This window comes from Amycolatopsis sp. WAC 01375 (assembly GCF_003947325.1).
In the GTDB taxonomy this organism is placed as follows: Bacteria; Actinomycetota; Actinomycetes; order Mycobacteriales; family Pseudonocardiaceae; genus Amycolatopsis.
The window spans coordinates 12,842-37,739 of the sequence record NZ_QHHW01000021.1 but is presented as its reverse complement, the minus strand read 5'-3'; the positions used below and the strand labels follow the sequence as shown (position 1 = coordinate 37,739).

Below are 24,898 nucleotides of genomic sequence, written 5' to 3'. Positions count from 1 at the left end.
CACGAGCACGATCACCGACGCTCGCCCGCGGCATCCAGGACGACATCGACGAGCCGGTCAGCGGCGTCCGGCCGACCCAGTTCGCGTGCCCGGGACGCCATGGCGCGGCGCCGCTGCGGATCGGTCAGCAGCGGCGCCACCGCGTCCCGCAAGTCGGCGGCGGTGACATCGGTACCGAGCAGCGCGGACGCGGCCCCCTGCTCGGCGAGATGCCGCGCGTTGTGGGCCTGCTCGCCGCCAGCCGAGGATGCCAACGGAATGAACACCGCCGGCTTCCCCAATGCGGTCACTTCGGCGATGGTCCCTGCCCCGCTCCGGGACACCACCACATCGGCCAGCGCGAACAGATCAGGCAACTCCGAGCCGACGAAACCGACCGGCAGATACCGGGCGGCCAGATCCGCCGGCAACTCAGCTGCGCGTTCTCGCTGCGTCCCCAGGGAGGCCGTTCCGCACTGGTGCACGACGTTGGCCTGTTCGAGCAGCCACGGCAGGATCGCGGAGACCAGCTCGTTGATCTGCGTGGCGCCCTGCGCCCCGCCGGTCACGTACACCGTGGGCAGAGCCCCATCGAAACCCTGCACGCCGAGTGCCGTCACAGCCCGCTCAGCGTCACCTGTGAGCACTTCCGCGCGCACCGGGTTTCCCGTGGCGACCGCAAGCTTCCGTATCTGGGGCGGCAGGAGCGGCAGGGTCGATTCCGACGACACCGCCACCCGGGCCGCAAACCGCGCCAGCACCCGGTTGGCCAACCCCAGCCGCAGCGTCTGCTCATGAATGACCAACGGACAGCCACACACCCGAGCCGCCACCCCGACCGGCACGGCGACGTACCCGCCGGTCGCCAGCACGACATCAGGCCGGAAACGTGCCACGACCGACCGCGCCTGCAGCACGCCGAGCGGAACCCGGACCATATCCGTCATATTGGCCCGGGACAGCATCTTCAGCGGGTTGCGTGCCCGACGGATCTTGCCGGTCGCGACCGGCTCGAACGGGATCCCCTGATCGGCGGTGACGCGAGCTTCCAACCCGGCCGCGGTTCCGACCCACAGCACCTCCACGGCCCTGCCTTGATCCGCTAGGCGTGCCTGCAGTGTGCGGATGGCGGTCAGCGCCGGATATGTGTGCCCGCCAGTGCCTCCGCCCGTGACCAGCAACCGGAATGGCCGCTGCGCCGTCTGCGTGTCGTGCTGGGCGCCGACTCGCGCGGCACTGTGCTTGTTCATCATCAAAACCCGTGTTTCTCGACCTGCCGGAGAAGGCTCGACCGTGATCCGGCGGAGGCCCCAACTGTCGAGGCGGATTCTTCCACAACCACGCACGGCAGTCGGGCGGCACTCATGCAATCCCGGACGCCGCGACGACAACGTCCACTATGGACCTAACGGCACGAGCTGGAGCGTGGCGCGCGCTCCCAGACGCGTGTCCTCGGCGGAAGGCGCTGTCGACTCATGCGGGCCCTTGGCGGCGAGGGTGTGACAGGCTGGTCTGGACGATCGACAGAGGGGAGACGTGCTTCGTGACGATCACCGAGCAGACAGCGTCGACATTTCTGGTGCAGCACCGCGAGAATCGGTGGTTGATCGGGCTTGTCTGGCACCACCGCCTGGAGATCACCCTCCCGGCCGGTGGGCACCAAGAACCTGGGGAAACGATCGCCGAGACGGCGGTACGCGAAGTGCGCGAAGAGGTAGGGGTGCAGTGCAGGCTCCTGGCGCTTCCACTGCCGCACCGGTTTCCTCACCCGACGATCCCGGCCCCGTGGTGGATCGCCGACGTCCCAGCCGGGCCCGACAACCACACCGATGCTCACCACGTACATCGTGACCACGTGTACGTCGCCGAACCGTACGGCGACTATTCCGACGACGCCGAGTCCGTCGTGCAGTGGTTCGCCGCGGATGAGCTCGCTCATGCAGACGGCGTTTCGGAAGACTCCCGGATTCAAGCTATGGAGATTATCGCGATCCTGCAGCGGCATGCAGAGAGTGATAACAACTAAGTTCAGCGAAGCAGGGATTCACAACAGACGAGGGTCGGAATTGCCGGCCCTCAGCGACGTGGCCGCGTAGTATGCACTGCGCCCCGGTTTGGTTTCTGTGCGCGTTGCCCGACATGGGAGCCTTCGGGTGAGAGGAGTCCAGAAATGGCCACGCGCCGAGTTTCGGAAGCCGTGTGATAGGCAGTCACGACGCGCGCATAGTATTCTGTGCTTCGAAATCTCATTCTGGAGGGACGTGGCGTGGCTCAGAAAGTTTCGGTAAGTCTTGTCGACGACATTGATGGCACGGAAGCGGAGGAGACCGTGGAGTTCGGTCTCGACGGCGTGACGTACCACATTGACCTGTCCGCGGACAACGCGGAAGAACTCCGTGACATCGTCGGACAGTACGTCGAACACGGACGCCGGGCCGGGGGACGCAAGCGCAAGGCCATGGTGGGCACGGCTGCGCTGTCGCCGGTATCCAAGGCGCCGACTGCGGCCGACCGTGAGCAGAACCAGGCTATTCGCGCGTGGGCCCGCAGGAACAAGTACGACGTGTCCGATCGTGGACGGATCCCGTCGGAAATCGTCGAGGCATACAACAAAAAACACTAGCTGTGGCGCGGCGGAGGGGCGCATCGATGGATGCCCCTCCGCCGACGTCGGTGACGATCCGCGGGGTGTCCGGATCGGACGGTCGCCTGGCTGGGAACCTGTTCTGCCGCCGCGCGTGTCGTGTGGAGGACGCTCGACCAGGTGAACTCGCCACAGACTAGGCGGTGTTGACCGCGCGTCCGCCTATCGTCGGTGGCTGTGACGCAGTGTGGGAGCAGTTCTCCGGGCGGCAGGGCTCATGACGGGCTGGAAGCGGTCCGATTGGTCCGTGAGGCCGAGGCGGCCCGGCGGAGTGTGTTCGGCCGGTGGGATCCGCCCGGACATCGTGCTCAGCAGGCGGCGTTGCTTATCGATTTTGAGAACGTGGTTCTGGGGGCCGGTTCGACCTTGCCTGACCGGTATGAGCCGGTGCCGGCGGCGGCGCTGGCGTGGTTGTGCCGGGCGTATGGGCCGACCACGACCCGCCGGGCCTATGCCGACTGGGCCGATCCGCGGTTCGGCCGCTACCAGCAGATGTTGGAGCGCAGCGGGGTCGACCTGGTGCAGCTGGGACACGGCCCGTCCCGCAAGAACGGCGCGGACATCCGGATGACGGTGGACGCGATGGAGACGCTGATCGTGCACCCGTCGGTCGACGCGTTCGTCTTGGCCAGCGGCGACAGCGACTTCTCCCCGCTGGTGTCGAAATTGCGGGAGTTCGGCAAGTACGTGATCGGCGTCGGCGCGGAGACCTCCGCCAGCGCGCGCCTGGTGTCAGTGTGCTCCGAATACCAGCTGTGGGGGTCCATCGTCGAGGAAACAGCACCGCGGCCAGAGGCACCTCACACGGCATCTCACCCCGTACACCGGCTGGCAGACGCGGAGGCGTTGGTGGTGGCCGCGATGCAGGAGAGCCCGACGTCGGCCCCTACAGCCTCATGGCTGAAGTCGAAGATGCGGGCACTTGACCCCGCGTTCGCCGAGGCCGACTTCGGCTGTGCCAGCTTCCGGGAACTATTGGGCCAGTTGGAACATCGTGTCCGAGCGGTCGGCCGGTCTGGCGGCGATATCACGCTCAGCTTGATCGAGCCTGCCGAACCACTCATGGCGAGCTCGACTACAGGATGACCACAGCCACCCGGGCGACACGGCAACACCGATCAGGTCATCACACGTTCAGACTTTGGACGGACGGCATCGGCGACTTTCCGGATCCGCGCGATGCGCGACCATGCCTCGCGCCGCCGGGCCACCTCGGCTCCTCGTAGCGATCCGGACCTGACGTCGTTCCCGAAGCCGGTAGTGTGCCGGTACCCGACGCTCCACCGGATGACGCTTGGGGTAGACGATGAGCATGGATGAAGCCACCCGTGTGGCTGCCTCGGTGGACAAGGTCTCGGTGGGGCGGGTGTATGGCTACCTGCTCGGCGGGACACAACTACGCCGCCGATCAAGCCTTTGCGGAGCAGCAGCTCGCAGTGCTGCCCGAGATCCGGGACTTCGCCCGCGCGAACCGCACGTTCCTGGGCCGCGCGGTGCGGTTCATGGTCGACCAGGGGATCCGGCAGTTCGTCGACATCGGCTCCGGGCTCCCAACGCAGGGCAACGCACGAGGTCGCCGAGGAGGTCGCACGGGGCGAATGCCGGGTCGTCTACATCGACAACGAGCCGATCGCCCGAGCGCACGCGCAGATTCTGCTCGAGCAGACCGCGGGCCCGAACCGGCACGCTGCACTGGACGCCGACTTCTTCGACCGGCGCCTGCTGATGGGACCCGGGTGCTCGATACGGGCCTGATCGACCGGACCCGGTCGATCGGGCTGCTGCTTGTAGCCCTGTAGCATTTCATGCGCGACGACCAGAACCTGCACGCCGCACTCGGTTTCCACCGCGCGATGCTGCCGCCGGGAAGCTTCCCGGCCGTGTCGCACATTCATGTCGCGCCCGAGGACGTCGAGACGCAGAACGCGGGCAAACGCGTGGCGCAGGAGTACGGGCGCCGGACCAACCACACGGCGATCATGCGCTCACGAGAACAGATCGGTGAGTTCTTCGGGGACCTGGAGCTGGTCGAGCCCGGGCTGGTGTGGCTGCCTCAATGGCGACCCGACACCTCGAACGCCGCCAAGGAGGCCGCACGGTCGCGCGGTCTGGCCGGAGTGGCCCGCACCCACTGAAAGACCCAGTGCCCCGGGTTGGGCCGGGCCACAGGCCATGTCTCGGCGCCGCGGGGCGGGGCGGTCACGGAGCGGGCAGGCCGCGCGCGGCGTTGATGGTGTCGTAGCTGGGATAGGCCGCGGCGAGCACCGCCTCGGTGAGTGGCTCCACCCCGATCGACACGCGCCGCGCGTTCACGCCCGGCGCGTCATCGAGCGGGTACAGCCGGCACCCTTTGCCCGGGAAGCACAAGGACTGTGTGCCCCAGCGCTGCGGGCGTCGTGTGTCGGTGGCGACGCGGTCGGCGAGATAGGCGTGATCGCGAACCGCGACCTCGTCGTCGGGATCGACGCCCGCGGCGAGCAGAGGAAGCCACCGCGCCCGATCCTCCGCGGGGGCGTGCTGGGCGAGCAGCCATGCCGCGTGCGCGGCATCCGACCCCACCAGCCTCGTACCTGGCCAGCCGACACGGTCGACCACCGTGGCCAGGAACGCGGTGTTGACGGCGTCGACCTCGCTGACGCGCTGCCACTGCCCAGCAGTGGGGGAGTCGGGATCCAGCGCCCGTCGAGCTGCCTTGTCGGTTTCAGCGCGACGTAGGGACTCCTCGCTGAGCACCGCCAGTTCGACGGCTGGGAGGTTCTCTGCCATCCGCGACGCTCCTCGACTGGTCTGGCCGGAGTTCGGCTTCCACGATCAGGGTGCCGAGCTTCGTTGGGTCCGGAGCCGGTTCGACACGTGAGTGGATGTTTTCGAAGCCGTTGTCACGCAGCAACTTCGTCCATGTCTCCGGTTCGTAGGACCATCGGTACACCCACTGTGGTTCGGCACTGAACTTGGCTCCATACATGCCTTGTATGCCGTAGGCACCCGGTACAGGGGGAGCGTGGGAGAACACCAGCTTCCCGCCGGGTGTCAGGTGATCCCGCACGAGCGGCAACAGCACGGCAGGATCGAGAAACCACAGCGCGCCCCAGACCGAGTAGATCGCATCCCAGGTCCGATCCGACCTGGCAAGAAACTCCACCACGTCGCCCTGTTCGAAGCGGGCTCCCGCAACGTGCCCCCAGCGGCGACGCGCGTGCACGCACTGCGTGCCGGAGGTGTCCACCCCCGTCGCGTCGACGCCCCGCATGGCCAGCGCCGCGACCGCGTCACCTCGTCCGCACCCTAATTCGAGAGCTGAGAGCGGGTCGCCGAGCACCTCGATACCGGGACCGTGGGACGAATACTGGGTCCACCCGAACGGGTCGATTGGCACCTCGTCAGTGTCGGCGTTGGCCGTGCGAGCCGCGTAGCGGTCCCAGTAGGCCGTGCTCATCGGTTCGAGCCGGCGAGCCTGGCGAGCCCACCCGGACATACTGCGGTAATCGCCCATTGCACCAGTGTCCAGGAACTGCGTGGTCTATCGACGTGCAGTGGACGGCGACACCGCGCGTCGAGGGTGGCTGCCGTCGACGCGCAAACCTGCATGAGCTCGCACGGTACTGGCTCACGAGGGCCGCTACTCAGGCCGCTCGGCATTTCGTGCCGGGGCGAGCCTGCCAGTATGGGGTGATGTGGGAGAGGGAGATCGCGCCGCTCGGTCTGGTGATCACTGCGACGCGTCGGGTGGTGTCGATCGCGCAAGAAAGCAGGATGGATCCCCACAGTCGGGATCATCAGATCGTAAAGGTGTTGGAGGATCTGCATCGGGCTGGCGGGACCTGGGATGCGGTGATCGCCTGGGCGCAGGTGATCGCGACTCTGTCGTCAGCGGGCCGGTCGCCGCACGCGACCAAGCCTGGTGGGACCCCGCCGGGAGTTTCCCTGGTCAAGCCTGACGAGGACCCTCGTGCGGTGTGGCCGGTGAAGGCGGCCGCGCTGATCGACACCGCGCACGAGGGGAAGCTGCACCGGCAGCACCCGTTGATCGGCGACGTGTCGACCTTGGCTGGACCGGAACAGTGGGCTTTGGTGTGGCGGCTCCGGGAGCTGCTCCTGCAGCCGCTGGGTGACGGCGGACGGGACACCGCGGACCTGACAGCCGCGGCCGCGGCTGGAGACACCGACCGCTACACCGCCCTGGTCGACGACCTGATCGCCAGGGACCGGCTCCTGGGACTCGTGCAGTGGTGGACCGCGATCGCGGCCAGCACGGTCGCGGCCGCGACGGACATCGTGCCCGTCGAATCCTGTCTGCACAGCTATGTGCAGGAAACCGTCGTCGATGGACAGTTGGAGGCATTGGCCGCGTTCGTGACCGTCCTGCAAACCGCGACCCGCGAGCAGCTCCTCGAGGACGTGTACCCGCTGGCTCGTCACGTCTATGAGGTCATGGACGCCATCGGTGGCCGCCGCCATCTCATCGCGGCCCTGGTGATTCACGCCCCGCACTTCCGGGCCGAGGAAGGTGGCTGGTGCCGGCGCGCGGCGACGATCACAGCTGCCGCGGCCAGCGACCACCACGCTCAGGCACAGGCCTACCTGGACAGCCTGATCCGCGTCGGTGGTCGTCCTGCGCTGATGTCGGTCGCCGGGGCGTGGATGGACATCCTGGCTGAACGACTGCATTACCTCGACCGCGTGACCTTGGCGGTCGTCGATCCGCACGGTGTTCCCACCGGCATGGTCGACGGACTCCACCGGCTCGACCCCTCCCGCGAGGAACAGCACGTCCTGAGTCGCCTGCGTGACGCCGCCATGCGGATCCGTACCGGCGTTCCGGGCGCGCTGGACGACCTCGGCCCGGCGATCGCGGGCGCCACCGAGGACGGCATGGCCGCCGTCATCCAGCTCGCCCTCCTGGTCGGCCATATCGTTCGGACCGCACCGAAGGATCGTGGCCCCGATTCGCTGGTCACCACGCGCTGACCGGCAGACGGTCAGGCAAGTTTCGTTTCGTCGACCTCCACCACGAGCGGATCGTGATCGGTGCAGTGGCCAACGAGTTCGGCCCCGAGTACATCGAGGCCGATCACTGCGTCATCCGGGAAATGGTGAGTGGCGTACCAGCGATCGATCCGGCGCGGAGGATGCTTGTCACCGGGAAACCGGCCGGTCGTGGGCTTCCACGGCACATTCGCGATCCGGGCGCAGTCGCGGAACCGGCCGGGTCCCTCCAGACGGAGCGCGGCGCTGCGATCGAGTCGGCCGTACTCGTCGAACTGGTAGGCGTGATCGGGATGCCAGGCGATTCCGTGATAGGGGTCGGGGTCGTAGTCAGTTTCGCCGCCATCGTTCAGCATGACCTTGGTGGCGCCCACACCGTTCCAGTCGGCGGCGACAAGACCGGCGATCTCATCGCCGTTCATGGCCCGCATGACCTGTCCGGCGTCAGCCCATCCCCACCCGATGCCGGGATCGACATGGGACAGCTGCCCGTTCCCGACCCGTAGCTTCTTGCCGTCCAGGTCGAACACCGCAGTGACGAACGAGTGCCACATCCCCGCTGGAACACGCTCGAACCTCCCGATTTTCCCTGTCACCGGCGTGATCGTGGCCTTGCCCGCACGGGCCCCCGCACGCCACAGCAATGCGGCGTGGTGGTTGCCGCCGCCCAAGGCGCACATCACCTCGCCGTCGATATCGCAGCGCAGACCCACAGCGTGGGCGAGCCGCTGGACACGGAGCTTGGCCAAGTCGCGTTTGCCGGGATCCCCCGGGTTCTTCGGCGGATGCGCGACGATCTCTTGGACAGCGACAATGTCCGCGTCGGTACGGCGGATCATCTCTTCAACGTGCGCGAACCGAGCTTCGTCCGCCGGATCGCCGTAGAGTTTGAACGCGTTTACCGATGCCAATCTGATCACGCGGGCACGGTAGCGGCCACAGGCGTGGCCCGCCGCTCTGGGACCTACCCGAGGGTCCTTGGCGAGAGTTCTATCTCTCTCGAGGCCTGACCGGCGGTCCGCGACAGCGACTTTCGGGACGAAGATGCCGTTGAAGGCCACCTTGGTGGAAGCCAGACGCTCCGCGCCACGGCGCGCGTGAGCGACCAACCGCGCCCGACGACCCGTAGCGCTCGAGACAAGGCATCGCAGTCATCGGGGAAGTGCTCGCAGGTACACAGCCGCCCTGATGATCTGGCAGATGGTAACCAACGGCAGTGAACTGCGAGGCTGGTTGCTGCTAACCGTGCGTGGCGAGTACAAGCAGCTGGTCACCGTGATCGATGCCGTCCTCACAGCCCGCGTCGAGCCCGGCCATCCAGCCCGCAAGCGTGGCAACACCTCACCCATCACAGCGCCGGATGCTGCCGCACACACCTGGGAAGATTCTATCGTCTACCTCGCGCTATGCAGGCTGCTGAACTGGGCGCAGCGCCCACATGAGACGGCGTGATCAGCCCCGGGCTGGGATGACATCTCTCCTGGAGATCAGGCGGGCCAGGTGCCGCGCTGCCCGGGAGTGCCGGATCCCGACGGTGTCCCAGCAGTCGATGAGCCGTCCCGCGTCGTCTGCGCTCATCGACAGATCCAGGTAGTCGCGCAGGGCGGTGATCGCGTCGTCGCGGGTCCTGCGGCCGTCGACCACGTCCCGCCCCAAGCGCTCGATTGCGTCAGAGTTCGTGCTGATGGTCAACAGCCGCAGGCCGTGCATGACCCACTCGTCAGGCGACACCGCGGCGAACCCGCTCACAGGGCCAACAAGGTCCTCGAACGCCGCGGCATAGTCGGGAAGGTCGTAGTTCCAATGGTCGATCGCCTCGCCCGCGCCGACCGGTGTGAGGCCGCCGTCGGCCTTGTCGAGCAGTTCGCCGATGGCCGTCTCGCGGGCGACATCGCCGCGCGTGACGGCCTCGCCGAGCCGGTCGGCCAAGGCTTGCAGCTCGTCGTCGGTGAGGTTGTGAGCCGGTGCGGTCATACCGGTCACTGTGACAGATCCAGGGGCGTCCGGGGGAGTACCCGGGGCCTGGCGCCGACGATCAGGCTGCCGGGCGGATAGTCGCCGGACACAACGACAGTGCCCGCGCCGACGCGGCTGTGCTCTCCGATCCGTGCTCCCGCCAGGATGATAGCCCCGGCCCCGATCCAGGATCCGGCGCCGATCTCGACCGGCGCGGCCTGCAGCGGCAGCTGGTGCCCGATCGGCACCCCGGGATCGACATCGACGTGGTTGTGGTCGAAGAACAGCGCGCCAGGACCGACGAACACGTCGGCCCCCAGCCGGATGCTCTCCATGGCGTGGAGCTCGCAGCGGCGGCCGAGGACGACGCCGTCGCCGAGCCGGATCACCACCGGTCCCGGCGTGTCATCCCCGGGAAACCCAGCCGACAGTGTCACGTGTTCGTTGATCAGGCAGCGGGCGCCGAGCGCGATCCGATGACTGCCGTCAAGGACACCCTGGGGGAACGCCAGCATCGTGTCCCCGCCGAACTCGGCGAACCCGTCGGACTCAGGGGAGGCACGGATAATCGCTGCCTGGGTCCGCTGCTCGCGCCACCAGGTACGAAGCGCGGCCGGCTCGGTGGGCAGACGTGGCGCGGACGACGTGCCGTCGGCATCCGGAGCGGGGATCTCGATGCGCGGTCCAGGGTGTTCGGCGGGCGGGCCGCCGACGATGGAGCGGATCCGAGTCAGGGTGCTGGGGCCGATGTTGCGAATCCGGAGCAGCACCGAGTCAGGGCACGCCGCGACCTCTTCGGCGTGGGCGAACCCGGCGTGGGTGAGCTGCTTGTGGCCACGGGCGCCGCCCTCGCGCTGAGGAATCGCCTCGAACGCCGACTGATACTGCTCCAGCGGAGTACGCGACTCGGGCAGCGGCAGCAGCGACCAGCCCGCGATCGCGCCTCTGCCATAGAGGGCGCGCAGCTGCTCGGCCATCTCACTCGCCCCGATGACGTGCAGGACCCGGGCGGGCTCCACCCGGATCACCCGCGCCATGCCCCACGGTGAGGTCACCGACCCCGCGACCGCGAACGGGTAATCCCCGGGAACCTGGAACTCGCCGAGTTCCGCCGCGATCCGGCGCGCCTCGGCTTCCGGCGTCGGATCGGACCCCGATCCTGGTGATGTCAGCACAGCAACATCCTGCCCGGTATCACCCGTTTCGGCAGGCAACCCTCCGTTACCGGGCGGCGGCGCTGATCGCCATCGTTCAGGCTGCCGGTCCGCCATATTCTCACGTGTACTGCTCGGTCGGGGGACTGCAGCCGTACGAGCTCCTCGTCCGACCTCGGTCGGGACAGCGATACTGTCCTCGGACAGTTCCAGGATTTGCGTCGTGTAGCGCCAGTTGTTTCCGGGATCGCCGGCGTCGCAACACGGCTAGGGCGTCACTGCGGCCGCCGCTGACGCACCCGTTCCTATCGACCAGTCCCTGGGGAGTTCAACGGCGACACCGCCAAGATGCTGCGGCTTGCAACCCCGCAGTGCCAGTTGCCGCGCCGAGTACGGAGAGGGTTACTACCGGATCGGCGACTACCGCCACGACGGCAATCCCCGACATACCCACGAGCAGAAAGACCAGCGCCCAGCCAGGGCCAGGTACGAGCTGGAAAAGCCATCGCCACGCGGGCGGGTCGTCGGGGACAGCGCCCTGAATTCTGGTTGACGGGGGCGTCTTGTCGGTCATGGCGCACAGGATGCCCGAGTGGTACAGGAGATGATACAAAAAGCACCCACAGTTTTCGCGACGTCAATTCGCTCCTGATAACTCGTCTGCCCAGGTGAGATACGGCGAGCATCACTCGATCGTGGGTATTTTGGTTCACGGAACGGGTAACGGCGGCGCGTCGTCATCCCAACCCATGCAGTGACGGCGCTGATAACCTGCTTACGCGGCTGGCCGAACAAATCGGTGAGACCGGCAACGTCGACTCCCACCTCGAGCAAGTCCCGTCTCAGCCGGAGGGGGTGTCGCTACGGCCGCAAAACCGACAAGTCCCCGTCGGCCGCGTGGAGCTGGGCGAGTCTTCTGTTGACCGGTACGTGCGGGACCCGGCGGACTCTGCCAATCAGAACGGCTGAGCGGCGCACGAACCGCCGTACACCTCGAGGCCTGAAGCCATGGCCGGTAAGCGGCGGGGACGCCCATGCCGAGTACCGCAGGATTCCGCGGTACGTGCGAACACCGCCCTCCAGTGCAGATCCAGGTGGCCCCAGGCGTGCCTGCAGCGCGACTGAACGAGCAGGGACCGCGTCAGGTGACCATCACCAAGGTGCCAGTGTAGGACCGCTACCGGAACATGTCGGCGGCCTGCAAGGATTGTCTGTGCACGATGCGATGATCCGCGTGCCCGAGACTCGCTTGGGCTGGGTGGGTACCCAGCTGGGTGGCGGTGCCACATCAGCACCGCCACCCAGCGCTCGCTGGACTGGGCAGGTGTCGGAGCAGCTCGGCCCGTGATCGGAACCCAGTAAGTCAGCTACTTCGCCGAAGTGCCGCTCTCAGCCGGTAGCTGTCTGATGCGATTGGACACGGGGTGTCAGGTGATGGCGGCGTCGACGTGGAAGGAGAGGTTGTGGTGATGGCGAAGACGGCGCGGCTCGCTCGGCCGATATGGCTTCGGCCGTACATCGTCGGCGGTGTCGTTGGCGATGACGGCGCCGACGAGATCCACCGCCGTGCCCAAGCTGACACGCTGACCCGAGCCGACATGCGGACCCTTCTGCTGGCGCCGCCGGCGATGACGAATTCTGGTGTGCGCCGTTTCGTGATCGAGAGCCTCGCGCGGAGGCCGGAACACGCCGCCGCAGTCCTGTCCGCGCACTGCGCGCAGATCGGCTCTCCAATCTGGCGAGCCACGTCACGAAAGGTCATGACTGCGGCCGGGGAACACTTCGTCGCACAGGCCTCGATCACCGTCGACGCCGTGACCGTCGCAGGAGACGAGCGGCGCGCCCTCGACTCGAACAGCGCGGCGGACGCCGCCCACGTCAGCTTGCTGGCCCGTCTCGCGAATCTGCCACAGCCGGTAGACCCAGCGATCCGCCATGTCGACGTTGCACTGCCTGATCGCGTCCCTTGGAGGGACGCGGTCCGGTCACCGGTCTCGGTCAACCCGCAGCCATCGCTCGGACAGCGGCTGTCCTCGTTGGATTCCAACGAGTTCTTCGGAGTGCTAGTCGCGGTGGCCGATGAGGGCGAGGCGCCGAGGGAGGTGATCGAGCAATGCGAGATTCGCTCCCAGCTGGGATTGCTGGACGGCAGAGAGATCCCCATTCTGTTTTTCGCGACCCGCGGAACACAGTGGGACCGTGCGCGGCTCGCGGTGCTGCACCTGCTCCAGCAGTCCGCCGACGACCATCTGATCCCCACCGTGCTGTACGACCGTTTCGACGAACTCGGCTTGTGGCGTGACCCGGTCCGCTACGAGCGGGTTCGGGTGATCGGCGGTGCGCACGCGTTCGAGGTCGACGCCAGGTATGAGGTCGACGGCGCGGAGCACCAGATCGGACCGTGCCCCGGTGCGGACGAGTGGGATGCCCGCAGGCACGCTCAGGTCCGGATTCTCGCGCATCTCGCCGGTATGACCAACGCTCCGCTGGCCCCGCTGGAGCGGCTCCCGATCCCGCATGTGCCCGGCACGTACGCGTGGCAGTCGCTGCGGGCGGCCGAAACCTGGGACGCCATCACAGACCTGGACATCCGGGCCACAGAGTCCGGTCCACCGTTCGTGGCCACCGCCCGGTGCCGCCTGCGCGGGACACTCATCGACACTACCTTCGCTGGCCCCAGCGCTGACCTGGCGTTGGAGCGGGCGGCGCAGATCTTGCTCATGAATCTCAACCAATACGCCTTCCGCTTGTCCCGCGGCACCTAGCCTTCGTCGGAGACGACGGTCGCGCGCCTGAGGATGACTGCCTCAGCTGGTGATATCAGCGTTGTCCACGTGCGCACGCCGCGACCGTGGACAACGCTCGCAACGTCCTACATCACCGGTGACGTGCCGCCGGGACTGGGGAACGGCGTTCTGCGCCCGATGACGGTCGAGCCAGGCGCCGGACGAATGTCCACGGGGATGGCACTGTCCTTGGCGGTGATCGCCTCCGCGACCTCCGTGGCGTTGGCGATTTGTGCCCGGGTAAACGCGACGTAGAGCGGCTCCGTCGGCACCTGAACCTGGCCGATGGGCAGTGACAAGCCGACTATCTCGAATTCGATCCGTCCGCCGTGCCCACTCTCGAGCAGGTCCATGTAAAGGCGGGCCTCCTCTACGGTGCTGATCTGATGGCACACCGTGGAGTTCAGCGGCATGGCGACCTCGTCGCCGCGCAGCAGGCCGGCCAGCAACGCGATGTTGCGTTCGTCGTGGGCTGACCAGTGAGCAGGCAGAGGAAGCGCGATGTCGAGCTCGTCGCGGACGACAATGAAGTCCTGCAACGCGCGAGAGATCGGCGCGAAGTTCCCGGTGGGTTCGCGGAGTCCGGCGTCGAGGTCGATCTGTTCCGTACCCAGCGTCAGGGCCATGCCGGGTGTGTGATCGAGGGAATCCAGGGCATTCACCGTGCGCAGCAGCGCTTCGGGGTCGACCGCGGCGGCATGCTGGGTATCGGTGGGGCCGTACTGGAGCAGCACGCCGACATTCGTGCCGGCCTCCAGCTGTCCGGGACGGTCGACGCGCAAGCGGACGCGCAGCATGCCGGTGGAGTCGGCGCCGTGGACGTACATGCCCCGGGAGCCCTCGGTGGCGTAGTGCAGCGTCAGATGCAGCGGGCGACCACGTGCGCCTTCGTGGGTTCGGGCGCGCAGCGTGGCCGCGCGCGGGAATCCGGCGGTGACCCGCTGGTCCGGCAACACCATCGCCACCTGCTGCCACGGGAGGTTCAGTGCGCTGATCGCCTCGTTCTCCACCCGGGTAATGCATCCGGGTTCGATGACCGTGCCACTGCCGTAATGCAGCGCGGCGGCCACGTCGCCGGTCACGGCTGATCCAGCCGGGTCGTCGGGCACATCGAGGTGGACCTCGATGTGCTGGGGAGGAATGCCCTCCTGCAAGCGGACGGACACCTCGTTCCGGCCTCCGCGGGAGGCGAAGTCCACGCCCCAGATCGGCGACAACTCGTCGGCGCGCGTGCTCAGGACGGTCAGGCGCTTGAGCAGATCAGGCACGCCACCGGTCATCGCGGCTTGTTCCTGATGCAGCTCGCGCAGCAGGTCGACGACCTCCTGGTGCGGGGTGGACAGGATGAAGCGGGCGATGCCCGGATACTTGGCCAGCTTGGCTTCGAGCCAGCGGACCTCCAGAAATTGCAGGTCGATCGAGTCGCGATACCTGGCTTTCAGATCGTCGAACCACTCCCAGTCCTTCGGCGTCGGATGGACCGGCGCGACGAGGACCCACGAGGCGATATCGTTCTCGGACGCTCGCTTCAGCGAGCGGGATGCCTGCGCCCGCTGGGAATTCCCCAGCTTCGTCCAGCTTTTGAACTCCACAGCGCGTCGGATGTCTTCGAACCAGGCATCACAGCCGCCGTCGCCCCCGGCTCCGTTGATCGTGCGCACCCGGTCGCCGTACTCGGCGTGCATGAGCAGGTCGAACAGTTGCTCGGCCTTCTTCGGCGACTCGGCCAGTTCATCCCAGGGGATCCGCACGGCCGTCATCTTCCCCGCACGGTCACGCTCCTACGCGGACGGCACACCGAAGACGATGGAACAAACCCGTACGGGGCGGGAAACGATTGTTCTGGTGTCAGGACGATCTGTGGGCGCGGGCAGCACCGGAAGTACGCGACGCAGCGGTAAACGACAGCGTGCTGATCGATTCGCTCGGTCGGCGCGTTGACCCGTGCGGCCGGCTCATGGCGGGTAAAGTGCCTCGGCCGAGGTCCGGGAGAGGGGCGAATTGCTGCGCGCGGTAGCCGACCGATACGTGATCTTGCCTGAACCCGTCCGTGAGGGCGGCGCGTCAACGGTGGTGAAAGCCACCGACCACCTGACCGGCCACCAGGTCGCGGTGAAACTGATCCCGCGGGCCGATGCCGATCAGACCCACCGTGTGTTCTTCCGCCGCGAGGTCGAGGCTCTGCAGCGGCTGAACCACCCGAACATCGTCTCGCTGACCGACCACGGCGAAGACGATGGCGAGAACGCGTTCTATCTCGTGTTCCCGTGGCTGCAGGAGACACTGCGGGACGCCCTGCCGCCGGCCGAGGACATCGGGTGGGACGACTTCGCCGACCGGTGGGCGCTGCCGTTGGCCGACGCGCTGGCACACGCGCATGAACGTGACGTGGTGCACCGCGACGTCAAACCGGCCAACATCCTCGTCGGGGCCGAGGGGCAGCCGATGCTCGCCGATTTCGGCATCAGCAAAATCCGCAGCAGGCTTATCACCGAGGTGACCGTGGCCGAGTTCGCCTCCCGTCCGTATGCGCCGCCGGAGCTGGATGAGATGACCAGCGCCGCACAGGACACGTGGGGACTGGCGACGACGATCCTGCGGTGCCTCAGCACCGGCCCGTTCGAGGACTACCCGCACATCACCGCGGCGCTGAAGCAGCTCAATGTGCCGCCGGAGATCGGCGCGCTGCTGCAGCGGTGCACTAGCCGCAACCGGGCGAACCGGCTCCCGAACGCGGTCGTCCTGCGTGGTGAACTGCGCGAGATCCGCGATCGGCGCAATCGCAAATGGTTGACCCAGCGGGCGGCTCAGCTGGTGATCCAGGAGAAGGCCGCCCGCCGGTTGGCGCCGCCTCCGTTCGATCAGGACGCCGACGCGATCGAAGCGGCCCTGCGGACGGAGTTTGCGCGCGGAAGCCACCTCGCGCGTGTCGTCGACCACAAGACAGGCACCCGGCAGTCGGACACGTTCGATCTGGTGGGGGAGCAGCGGCGTCTGCGGCTGGCGATCGCGCCCGGGAGCAGTCCCGCGTTCGTGGTGGCCCGGGAGATCGCCTCGGATGAGAAGGGGCTGGACTGGGTTCGCCGGAACGGCTGGCCGGTGGCGGACGAGGTGCTGTGGACCTCGCGTCGCCTGCCGCCGGTGGACGCGCGCCGGGCGATGGAGATGATCCTGGCGGCTCTGGACGAGCACTACGTGCGTGTCGAGGACGAGGAGCGGCGGCGCGACGAGAACCATGCTTTTGACGTGTGGCTGGACCTGCTGGACGCCAAGGACGACCTCGAACGGGTCCGTTCCGGCCCGCTGCGGTTCCGTAACGCCACAGTGCAGGGCAAGCGGGTTCGGTTCAGCCTGGACACGGCGCCGGACACGGACATCGTCGGGCAGGACCGGCTGTGCCGTGCCCTGGACTCCGACGCGCCACCGGGAGGGGCGGGAGTGGTGGTGGCGCAGGAGGGCAAGACCGTCATCCTCGCCTACCCCCAGCGGCCGACGAATGTCACCAGCGTCGGGGATCTTGTGCTCGACACGCGGGCGAGCCGGGCGGCGTTGCGGCGGCAGCGCGAGGCGGTGCTGAACGTGCGGTCCGGAATCGCGGTGCGGCCCCAGCTGCGGGACGTGCTGGTCGATCCACGGCGCATCGCCACGCCGAGGACCGTTGTCGAACCCGCCTGGTTCAACGCCGACCTGGACGAGGACAAGCGCACCGGCGTGACCAAAGCCTTGGGCAGTCCGGACTTTATTCTGCTCGAGGGACCACCGGGCACGGGCAAGACCGGGTTTATCACCGAACTGGTGCGCCAGGAGCTGCACCGCAACCCGCAGGCGAGGATCCTGCTGGTGAGCCAGACCCATGTCGCCGTGGACAACGCCTTGGTGCGGCTGGCCGATTCCGGGACGGAGGACCTGGTCCGGCTCGGCAGGACCGGGGACGAGCGAATCGCCGAGCAGGCCCAGCGTCATTTGCTCGATCACCGGATGCCGCTGTGGGTCGCCGAGATCCGCACGAACGCCGAGCTGCACCTCGCGCGGCTCGCGGCGGACGCCTCCGTTGCGGAGAACGACGTCCACGGGGCGGGCGCGCTGATGGAACTACTCGCCGCGCTCAGCGAGCTGTCCTCGGCCCAGGCGACACTCGGAGACCTCGCCGGCACGCGGACCCGCCGGGGCCCTGCCTCGTCGTCCGATCCGGACGAGAACGACGCGATGTCCGATGCCGACACCGTGCGGGAGCAGGTCGCGCGGCAGACCGCGCGGATCACGGGTCTGCGCGAACGTGCGGGCTCACTGCTCGGAGCCGACCGGCTCGACCCGATGCTGCCCCCGGACGGGGAGCTGACTGTCAGCGCGATGCGTGCCGCGGTCGCGGCGCTCACCCAGGAGATCCCTGGATTGGAGACACTGGTCGACATCCTTAGCCTGCAGGGCGAGTGGTTCCAGCGGATCGAGTCCAGCCGGGATCTGGAAGGGGTCCTGCTGCAGCAGGCCCGGGTGGTCGCCGGGACCTGTCTCGGGTTCCTGGCCCATCCCGCGGTCCGCGAGCTGGAGTTCGACCTGTGCATTCTCGACGAGGCGTCCAAGGCCACCGCCACGGAAACCCTGGTCCCGCTGGCCCGCTCCAAGCGATGGGTGCTCGTCGGTGACCCCAAGCAGCTCCCGCCGATGCACGAAGAGGTCCTCCAGCACGACGACCTCATGGCCCGCCACGAGCTGCAGCGCGCCGAGGTCGAACGCACCCTGTTCCAGGAGTTGCTGGCCACCGCCCCGGACGAGACCCGGCACCAGCTCACCCACCAGTACCGCATGCACCGCGGCATCGGAGATCTGGTCTCGGCTTGCTTCTACGACGGCGCCCTGCGCTCGGCGGCGACACCGGAACTCACCGGCTGGGAGCGGCTGTATCACCCGGTCACCTGGCTCGACACCACCCCGGCGGAGCCCCGGCGCGAGGAGCGGCGCGGAACCAGCCTGGTCAACCCCTACGAGATTCAGGTGATCAAGCGGGCCCTGTCCGACCTCCGTGCCGCGCTGGCCGAGGGCACCCTGCGGACCGCGGAAGGACAGCCGCTGCGCGTGCTCGTCCTCACCGCCTACCGCAAGCAAAGCGAGGAACTGCAGCACGCGGTCGCCGGGCTCGGCTCCCCGCAGCTGAACATCGAGGTCAACACCGTCGACGCCGTCCAGGGCCGCGAAGCCGACGTGACGTTCTTCTCGGTCGTGCGCAGCAACACCCGCGGCGATCTCGGGTTCCTCGGGCAACGGCACTGGCGCCGCATCAACGTCGCGCTGTCCCGTGCCCGGTTCGGGCTGGTCATCGTCGGCGACGCCACGTTCTGCCAGAAAGCCCCCGGACCGCTGCGCGATGTCCTGACCCACCTGCGCAAGCACCCCGACACCTGCCGGATAGGAGCGGCCCGAGCATGACCGACGCCACCACAATCGCCGCACGCCGCTACAGCGAACTGCACCCCGGCTACCACCTCGTCACCGCGCAGCCCGCGGCGATCCCGTTCTCCTGGCTTACCCTCGAAGTCCTGGCACAGCAACGCAAACCGCTGCCCGTAGTGGACGAGTTCGTCCTGCGGCTCTGCCGGCAGGGAGTGGACACGATCAATGAGGTCGCCGGCGTGCTAGGCATCGGCGACGACGCCGTCCGCACCGCCGTCGCACGCCGGCTGTCCGATGAGCATCTGGACTACCGCCCCGACCCGCACCCCGAGCATCACGGCACCCGCCGGATCAGCCTGACTCGATCCGGCACCGTCGCCGCCGAGGACCTGCAGACCACCTCGCCGCAGCGCGTCACACACCCGCAAGGGTTCGACCGGCTCCTGTGGGCCCCGACGGCCACCAGGAAGTTCGAGCTGATCGGACGCAAGGACGCCGCCGCGGACGGGATGGTGATCCTGCCCGCCAAACGCACCCGCGACGTGACCACCGATGAGGTCACTCCCCGCGCGATCAACCGTCTTCTCGGCCCAGCGCACCACCAGGTCACCGGCGCCGGAGCGTACCGGCCGAGCGGCAGCGAGCTGGTCGACGTGCTCGCGGTCGACGCCGTCACCCGCCAATACCTTCATTACATGCCCGCCGTGATCCTCGTGTTCACCGCCGCCGGTTTCGCCGACGTGCGCCTGACCGTCGTGGTCGACGACATCGTCAGCACACCGCACGATCAGGCATTGGCCGAAGCCGGTGGCGTCGGCGCCGTGAGGATCAGCGTCGAACCCTCCGTCGGGGAACCCGCCCTGCCTCCGCAACTGGCCGCCCAGCGCACGCCCCACGACACGGTCCGCGGCCTGCAACGGCGCGCTGACACCACCCCAGCGGCGACCGAACCCGGCACCGTCCTCGCAGCCGATGACGAGGACGCCGCCACCGCGCGCGCGGAACTGGCCGCCCTCACCGTGCGCAGCGTTCCGTCTTTCGAACACCCGGAACTGCTCGCCGCCGCCGTGGCCAGTGCACGCCGCCGGTTCCTGCTCGTCGCCCCGGTCCTGCGCGCCGCAGTCGTCACCGACGGCCTGGAGTCCCAGTTGGAGGTGATGCTGAGGCGACGGGACCTGGTCGCCCGGATCGCCTACGGGCTCGGCCACCCTGATCGTGACCACGACCACGACGCGCTCGATCGCCTCCAGCGCCTCGCCGACACACACGACAACCTCACCCTCGTGCGCGTGGATACCGCCATGGCGCACGACCTGATCTTCGACGACACCTGGATCAACACCAGCTTCGACTGGCTGTCCTACCGCGGCCCGAACCGGGTCTACCGGCAGGAAGAAGGCACCCTCGTGCGCTCGGCCGACGCAGTCGACGACAGGTACCACCAGTGCGTATCCGCCATCGACCTGACGATTGTCACGTAGCGGCGCGCGAGAGGTCGGCCGCCGGGCCGGTGTGATTCAGGCGGCGTGGGGAACGCCGAGTCGGCGAAAGCGACCAGGGCAAGCCTTCGCGCAGCAATCCCGTGTCGGCAAGCGGCGACGATCATCGACCAGGCGCGCCACACCGACGCGCTGCGTGCGACCGCCACGGGTAGCATCCTGAGGTTCTCGGGTTCAGCCGCCCACGGTGATGCCGCGAGACTGCTTGATGCCGTCGAGCAGGTGGGCGTACTGCGGGGTCATCGTCGCCGCGTCGGCGAAACACGGCCGGTTGAACCGATTGGTCCCGTATACCGTCAGCCCGTGGGGCGCGCCGTCGAGCGGTACCTGGGTTCCGTCGGCGCATATCCGGTGCGCGGGTTCGGACGAGCGGGGATCGAGAATTGACTTGAGATACCCCTCGACGTCGGTGTCGTTCTCGCGGTGCCAGACGATGGTGTAGCCGTCGAGCGTGGTGACCTGCTCGCCGGTGCGTCGCGCTTCACGGCGCGCACGCTCGCGGCGTTCCGTGTCGTGGTCTTCCGCGCGGGCGCGGGCCGCGAACTCTGTGCCGGGCACGACCACGACCTCGTCGGCTTCTTCGCTGTCGTGGGGGAACAGCCAGACCTCGTCGGGCCATGCGCCGTGACGTCGGGCGGCCGCTGGGGAAGCGGTGGGGTCCTCGTGCCAGAGCCACAGCTGGGAATTCTCGCCGATAGCGTCCCGCCGGAAACGCGGCGCCCGCCGCGGGTTGCGGTCCAGCACGAGGACTTCCACCGGCAGGGCTGAGCGCCGACGCTGCCGGTCGCGGCGTAACGCGGCCAGGTGCGAGCGCATCTCCTGCTCGGCGACCGTGCGGTTGGCGAACCTGGACACGGACCGTGGCTGGCCGTACTGCAGTTCAGCGCGCACGTGGCCGCGTTCCCAGTCTTGGGAGAGCCAGATACCCCATACTGGCGGGCCTTCCAGCGGGGCTTCCGCGCACGCCGGGCACCACCCGTCCGGGTGCGTGTAGAACTGCTCCGGCGGGTCGAGCAGGAGGCCGGGCCCGGTGAAGACCATCCCCATCGTGAGCCTGAACATTTCGGCCGCGACGTGGCCGTTGTACTCATCCCACACGAGCGTCACACCGCCGTCTTCGTGGGGTGTCACCACGACTCGGTCGTGGTCGAGCAGGTGCGCGACCGGCTCGACACGGGTGAGGCGTGCGCGGCTGTAGGCGACGAGCATGCGGCAGGCGCCGCCGGGAACTGCGGCCAGGGTCTGTTGGTAGAGGTCGTCCAGTGTGGACACGTTCATCTCCGCTCTCGTGAGGCTGGGCACGACGAGGAGCGCACAGGTGTGCGCTCGGGTGTGTCGTTGCGATCCTCAGCCCGAGATGAGCGGGGCTGCTGCGGTGAAAAGCTTACGCCAGCGCAGTCTACTAGCTAGCAGGGCGACGTGGGAATACGGACCCAACGCCACAGTTCAGTTGCCGCGTCGTGTGCGCGATCCTGCCCCGGCACCGCTCGCACGGGCGGCAGGCGCCCGGTGGAACACTGACCGCCGGCAGCATCCTCTGCGACACGATGTCAGTCGCGAGGGGGAAGTGGGACCTCGTTCAAGGCGTTGAACAAGGCGATTTCGCTGAGGGTCGGCTGTGTGCTGGTTCCGATTTCCCAAGGACCGATATCGAGAGCCTTGAAGTCGACATCGTCCCAGTCGGGGCCGCTGCTCATGGTGTACTCCAATCAGAGAGACAATTGCGTCGCAGGAATTCCACTACGTCGAGCCATGCTTTACATGAACGCTAAAGTCATTATACAGCAACGAAGTTGCTGTCGGTGTGCAGTCTGGACGAATGTTCGGGAGGGGCCGACTGCGTTTTCGGCTAGGTGTCACATCCGGAGCAGGAGTGTTCACTGTGTTATCCACGCACCTTTCCGGCCTGGCATGCGTCGCTTCCAGATTGGGACATGTGGGTTCTCATGCGGTGGAGTCAATCAGGACGGTTCCGCCGGACACGGGGCTGATCGTGAGCCCCGCAGTGTCGATGACGTACTCGGCTTCGTCTCGGTCGGTGTTGCAGGCCTGCAGGCGTTCGGGTTCGACGAGGGCTGTCCAGATCGCGCCCGGCAGACGGTTGCCGAAGCCGCCGGCGGCGTAGGTGCGGGCAATGTGGCGGGATTCGGTCCAGGACCAGTCGTCGCGGCGGTCGGCGACCGATCCCCGGTACAGCCGAAGCGGCTGGGTGGGGCGCGGGACGCGGCGCCCGTCTTCGGTGTAGCCGGCGGCGGTGAACAGCGTCCGCCAGCGGTCACGGCTGAGTGCGAGGTCGGGTCGTTCGGCGTGTGACCAGGCGAGCCCGACGAAGCCGCTCAGCGCGTGGTCGGTGATGAGGCGGTGCCGGTGCAGGGTGTCGAGCAGGACGGGCATGTCATCGCCGGGCACCCGGTAGACGGCGACGGCGAGCTGGTCCGTGGTCAACGTGACGCCCCGCTTGATCAGATGGGTGGCCAAGGCGACGACGTCGAAAATGACCGGGATGCCGAGGTCGTCGGACGGTTCGTTCGACGGCTCTGCGGAGTCGTGGAGCTGAATCTCGTCGTCAGGCATGAGCGCTCTCCCCAGGGCAGGTGGGCTGGAACAAGGAGGCGTGGGCCGCCCATCGTCGTGGCGAACCGGGCGTTCGGGGCGGGTACCGGCTCGTTGTGGCCAGTGCGGCTAGAGGTAGATCGCGTAGTTCATCACCGCGTCGCCAACCAGTTCGCCGCGACCGATGACGCCGTCGGTGTCGCCCTGCTGGTGCGCCTCGTGGAAGGAGGTCTGGCACTCGTCTAGTTGGGTTCGCAGTTGGGTGGAGGTCGTGCTGCCTGGAGGTGCGGTGGCCAGGGTGGCGAGGTGATGGACCGAGTCGATCGCGGCCGTCACGCCGGCGGCGATCTGGTCGGTGTCTCCGAACTTGATCGCCTGACGCAGGAGGTGGACCGCCTGCTCTGTCGCGAAGCGTTCGGCCCGGACCGCCAGCAGGTGCTTCAGTTCGCCCGCGGGATAGTCCGGTTGGTCAGCGGCCACCATGCGCGCCAGGGTACTGCCAGGCGTTCGCCAGTCTTCGCGCGGCGGCGACACGTCCGGATGGGCTGTGTTCGTGTGGGGCGCGTGCATTGGCGAGTGCAGGGGGGCGTCCCTATGGAAGTTGTCAAGCCGCTTGGGGTTCGGGGTGCTGGTAGTGGGTCTTGTTGCGAAGCATGGCGAATAGCACGTCGCGGCGTCGTCGGGCGACGCAGATGAGGGCGGCGTTGTGTTTTCTTGCCTTCGGCTCTTTGCGGTCGTAGTAGGCCCGGCTGGTTGGGTCGGACAAAGGCGGCGAAGGCGGCGAGGAAGAACGCGCGTTTGAGCTTGCGGTTGCCTGTTCTGGCCGGGTGTTCGCCGCGGATGCTACTGCCGGATCGGTGCGTGACCGGAGCGATCCCGGCGTAGGCGGCGAGGTGTCCGGAGGATTTGAAGCCGGAGGCGTCGCCGATCTCGAGGAGGATGCGGGCGGCGGTCCTGACGCCGATGCCGGGCATCCAGGACAGGACCTGGGCAAGAGGGTGCGCATCAAGGATCTCCTCGACCTCGGTTGCGACGGTTTCCGTTGCAGCAGAACGGTTTTCAGGCTGTCAGCGAGTCTGGGCAGGATCCTGTCAGCGGCAGCGGGTGCCCGCGACGGTGACGGTCTGCTCGTCGAGCGCGGCGAGGATGTCCTCGACCAGTTTCGCGCCCATGCGCGGGGCGTGTGGTCGCGATCGAGGCGAGTTTGCGGCGGCCAGCTTTGCGGATGCCGATCGGGCCGCCGCAGCGGGACAGGATTTCCAGCACCGCCAGGTGGGAGGCTTTGGGGCCGAGGACGCGTTCGAGGGCGGAGTGGATGCCGGTGAGCAGTCCGCGGATGCGGTTGCTGATCCGGGTGGCCTCGGCGGCGAGGTCGTCGTCGAACCCGACGAGCACGTCGAGCTCGGCCAGGGCCTCGTCGTCGACGTTGAGCTGGCGCAGCGTGTGCGGCAGGGTGCGGGCGGCGTCGGCGATGACATAGGCGTCGCGGGCGTCGGTCTTGGCGTTGCCCGGGTAGAGGTCGGCGATCCGGCGCATCGCCAGACCTGGCAGGTAGGCCACCTTGTAACCGCAGGCACGGGCGACCGCGACCGGCCGATCGTGGCGGGCTGGTCGACCACGACCACGACCACGACCACGACCAGGACCGGGCCGTGAGCGGCGAGTTTGTCGAACATCGCCCGAAGCTTGGGTTCGCTGTTCGGCAGCGGCGCGTCGTGCAGCCGCTTCCCGTTCGGGTCCAGGCCGACCGCGTGGTGCTCGCCTTTGCCGACGTCGAACCCGAGATAGACGGAGCAGGGCAGTCCGCGCCACCGCAGATAACGGTGCCACGCAATTCGTCGACTTCGAAGCGCACCCCGGCCAACGGTCCAGCAGTAAGCCCCCCCGCCTGTCGGGCCGCCGATCGTCGGTGGACGTCAAGACTGCAGAATCCTTGTCGTCCGACACCCTCGT

The 24,898-nt window shown here is 67.8% G+C and carries 20 protein-coding genes and 2 pseudogenes; 9 read left to right on the top strand and 13 right to left on the bottom strand.

The genetic code is table 11. From position 1 onward, the window contains the following. Positions 1–11: 11 nt before the first annotated feature. Positions 12–1,229 carry a glycosyltransferase gene (locus DL991_RS10225; protein ID WP_125783356.1) on the bottom strand — a complete coding sequence of 406 codons (1,218 nt, stop codon included), beginning with the start codon at positions 1,227–1,229 and terminating at the stop codon, positions 12–14. Between the two features lie 293 nt (positions 1,230–1,522). Between DL991_RS10225 and DL991_RS10220 the strand changes: the two genes are divergently transcribed. The 4 genes and pseudogenes from DL991_RS10220 to DL991_RS10205 all read left to right on the top strand — a co-directional run bounded on the left by DL991_RS10220 (position 1,523) and on the right by DL991_RS10205 (position 4,758). Beyond that, positions 1,523–2,005 (top strand): NUDIX domain-containing protein, encoded by a 483-nt coding sequence (locus tag DL991_RS10220; protein WP_158634406.1) that lies wholly within the window; start codon positions 1,523–1,525, stop codon positions 2,003–2,005. A gap of 240 nt (positions 2,006–2,245) precedes the next feature. After that, a complete protein-coding gene (locus tag DL991_RS10215; protein ID WP_125783352.1) occupies positions 2,246–2,602 on the top strand; it encodes an Lsr2 family protein in 357 nt (118 codons plus the stop codon). 261 nt (positions 2,603–2,863) lie between these two features. Then, positions 2,864–3,709 carry an NYN domain-containing protein gene (locus DL991_RS10210; RefSeq protein ID WP_199753905.1) on the top strand — a complete coding sequence of 282 codons (846 nt, stop codon included), beginning with the start codon at positions 2,864–2,866 and terminating at the stop codon, positions 3,707–3,709. 226 nt (positions 3,710–3,935) lie between these two features. Continuing rightward, positions 3,936–4,758 (top strand): annotated as a pseudogene (locus tag DL991_RS10205) (SAM-dependent methyltransferase). Positions 4,759–4,822: 64 nt separating this feature from the next. On the opposite strand, the gene DL991_RS10200 reads toward DL991_RS10205, so the two are convergent. Then, a complete protein-coding gene (locus DL991_RS10200) occupies positions 4,823–5,389 on the bottom strand; it encodes a DUF6624 domain-containing protein (RefSeq protein ID WP_125783350.1) in 567 nt (188 codons plus the stop codon). Beyond that, on the bottom strand, positions 5,325–6,116 hold the full coding sequence (locus DL991_RS10195) for a trans-aconitate 2-methyltransferase (protein WP_199753903.1): 792 nt from the start codon (positions 6,114–6,116) through the stop codon (positions 5,325–5,327). Before DL991_RS10195 ends, DL991_RS10200 begins: the two co-directional genes overlap by 65 nt. 35 nt (positions 6,117–6,151) lie before the next feature. Here DL991_RS10195 and DL991_RS10190 point away from each other — a divergent pair, with 35 nt between their 5' ends. Next, a complete protein-coding gene (locus DL991_RS10190; protein WP_125783349.1) occupies positions 6,152–7,591 on the top strand; it encodes a hypothetical protein in 1,440 nt (479 codons plus the stop codon). 11 nt (positions 7,592–7,602) lie between these two features. On the opposite strand, the gene DL991_RS10185 is transcribed toward DL991_RS10190, so the two are convergent. Next, positions 7,603–8,529 (bottom strand): hypothetical protein, encoded by a 927-nt coding sequence (locus DL991_RS10185; protein ID WP_125783347.1) that lies wholly within the window; start codon positions 8,527–8,529, stop codon positions 7,603–7,605. Between the two features lie 268 nt (positions 8,530–8,797). Between DL991_RS10185 and DL991_RS10180 the strand changes: the two genes are divergently transcribed. Next, positions 8,798–9,061, top strand: a complete 264-nt coding sequence (locus DL991_RS10180; RefSeq protein WP_125783345.1) for a hypothetical protein — start codon at positions 8,798–8,800, stop codon at positions 9,059–9,061. Here the strand turns inward: DL991_RS10180 and DL991_RS10175 are convergent, their stop codons facing one another. The 3 genes from DL991_RS10175 to DL991_RS42590 form a co-directional block, all read right to left on the bottom strand. Continuing rightward, the gene (locus DL991_RS10175; protein WP_125783343.1) at positions 9,062–9,583 is read right to left on the bottom strand and encodes a hypothetical protein; all 522 of its coding nucleotides are present in this window, start codon (positions 9,581–9,583) and stop codon (positions 9,062–9,064) included. It abuts the gene before it with no gap. A 5-nt stretch (positions 9,584–9,588) separates the two neighbouring features. Next, the gene (locus tag DL991_RS43265) at positions 9,589–10,740 is read right to left on the bottom strand and encodes an acyltransferase (protein WP_158634405.1); all 1,152 of its coding nucleotides are present in this window, start codon (positions 10,738–10,740) and stop codon (positions 9,589–9,591) included. 1,406 nt (positions 10,741–12,146) lie between these two features. After that, positions 12,147–12,293 carry a hypothetical protein gene (locus DL991_RS42590; RefSeq protein ID WP_158634404.1) on the bottom strand — a complete coding sequence of 49 codons (147 nt, stop codon included), beginning with the start codon at positions 12,291–12,293 and terminating at the stop codon, positions 12,147–12,149. Between the two features lie 186 nt (positions 12,294–12,479). Here DL991_RS42590 and DL991_RS10165 point away from each other — a divergent pair, with 186 nt between their 5' ends. Next, the gene (locus tag DL991_RS10165; protein ID WP_158634403.1) at positions 12,480–13,484 is read left to right on the top strand and encodes a hypothetical protein; all 1,005 of its coding nucleotides are present in this window, start codon (positions 12,480–12,482) and stop codon (positions 13,482–13,484) included. Between the two features lie 107 nt (positions 13,485–13,591). On the opposite strand, the gene DL991_RS10160 is transcribed toward DL991_RS10165, so the two are convergent. Then, positions 13,592–15,256: a hypothetical protein gene (locus tag DL991_RS10160; protein WP_125783336.1), complete on the bottom strand. Its 1,665-nt coding sequence runs from the start codon at positions 15,254–15,256 to the stop codon at positions 13,592–13,594. A gap of 277 nt (positions 15,257–15,533) precedes the next feature. On the opposite strand from DL991_RS10160, the gene DL991_RS10155 reads away from it, so the two are divergent. Beyond that, positions 15,534–18,929: an AAA domain-containing protein gene (locus DL991_RS10155; protein WP_255433242.1), complete on the top strand. Its 3,396-nt coding sequence runs from the start codon at positions 15,534–15,536 to the stop codon at positions 18,927–18,929. Further along, a complete protein-coding gene (locus DL991_RS42585; protein WP_158634401.1) occupies positions 18,926–20,374 on the top strand; it encodes a hypothetical protein in 1,449 nt (482 codons plus the stop codon). Before DL991_RS10155 ends, DL991_RS42585 begins: the two co-directional genes overlap by 4 nt. Before the next feature lie 192 nt (positions 20,375–20,566). Here the strand turns inward: DL991_RS42585 and DL991_RS10145 are convergent, their stop codons facing one another. From DL991_RS10145 to DL991_RS43720, 5 genes and pseudogenes are all read right to left on the bottom strand, one after another. After that, positions 20,567–21,664: a hypothetical protein gene (locus tag DL991_RS10145; RefSeq protein WP_125783332.1), complete on the bottom strand. Its 1,098-nt coding sequence runs from the start codon at positions 21,662–21,664 to the stop codon at positions 20,567–20,569. Between the two features lie 278 nt (positions 21,665–21,942). Next, the gene (locus tag DL991_RS42580) at positions 21,943–22,089 is read right to left on the bottom strand and encodes a hypothetical protein (protein ID WP_158634400.1); all 147 of its coding nucleotides are present in this window, start codon (positions 22,087–22,089) and stop codon (positions 21,943–21,945) included. 247 nt (positions 22,090–22,336) lie between these two features. Next, positions 22,337–22,966 carry a hypothetical protein gene (locus DL991_RS10140; RefSeq protein WP_125783331.1) on the bottom strand — a complete coding sequence of 210 codons (630 nt, stop codon included), beginning with the start codon at positions 22,964–22,966 and terminating at the stop codon, positions 22,337–22,339. A gap of 108 nt (positions 22,967–23,074) precedes the next feature. Then, a complete protein-coding gene (locus tag DL991_RS10135) occupies positions 23,075–23,428 on the bottom strand; it encodes a hypothetical protein (RefSeq protein WP_125783329.1) in 354 nt (117 codons plus the stop codon). A 121-nt stretch (positions 23,429–23,549) separates the two neighbouring features. Then, positions 23,550–24,747, bottom strand: a pseudogene (locus DL991_RS43720) (IS110 family transposase). Positions 24,748–24,898 lie beyond the last annotated feature (151 nt).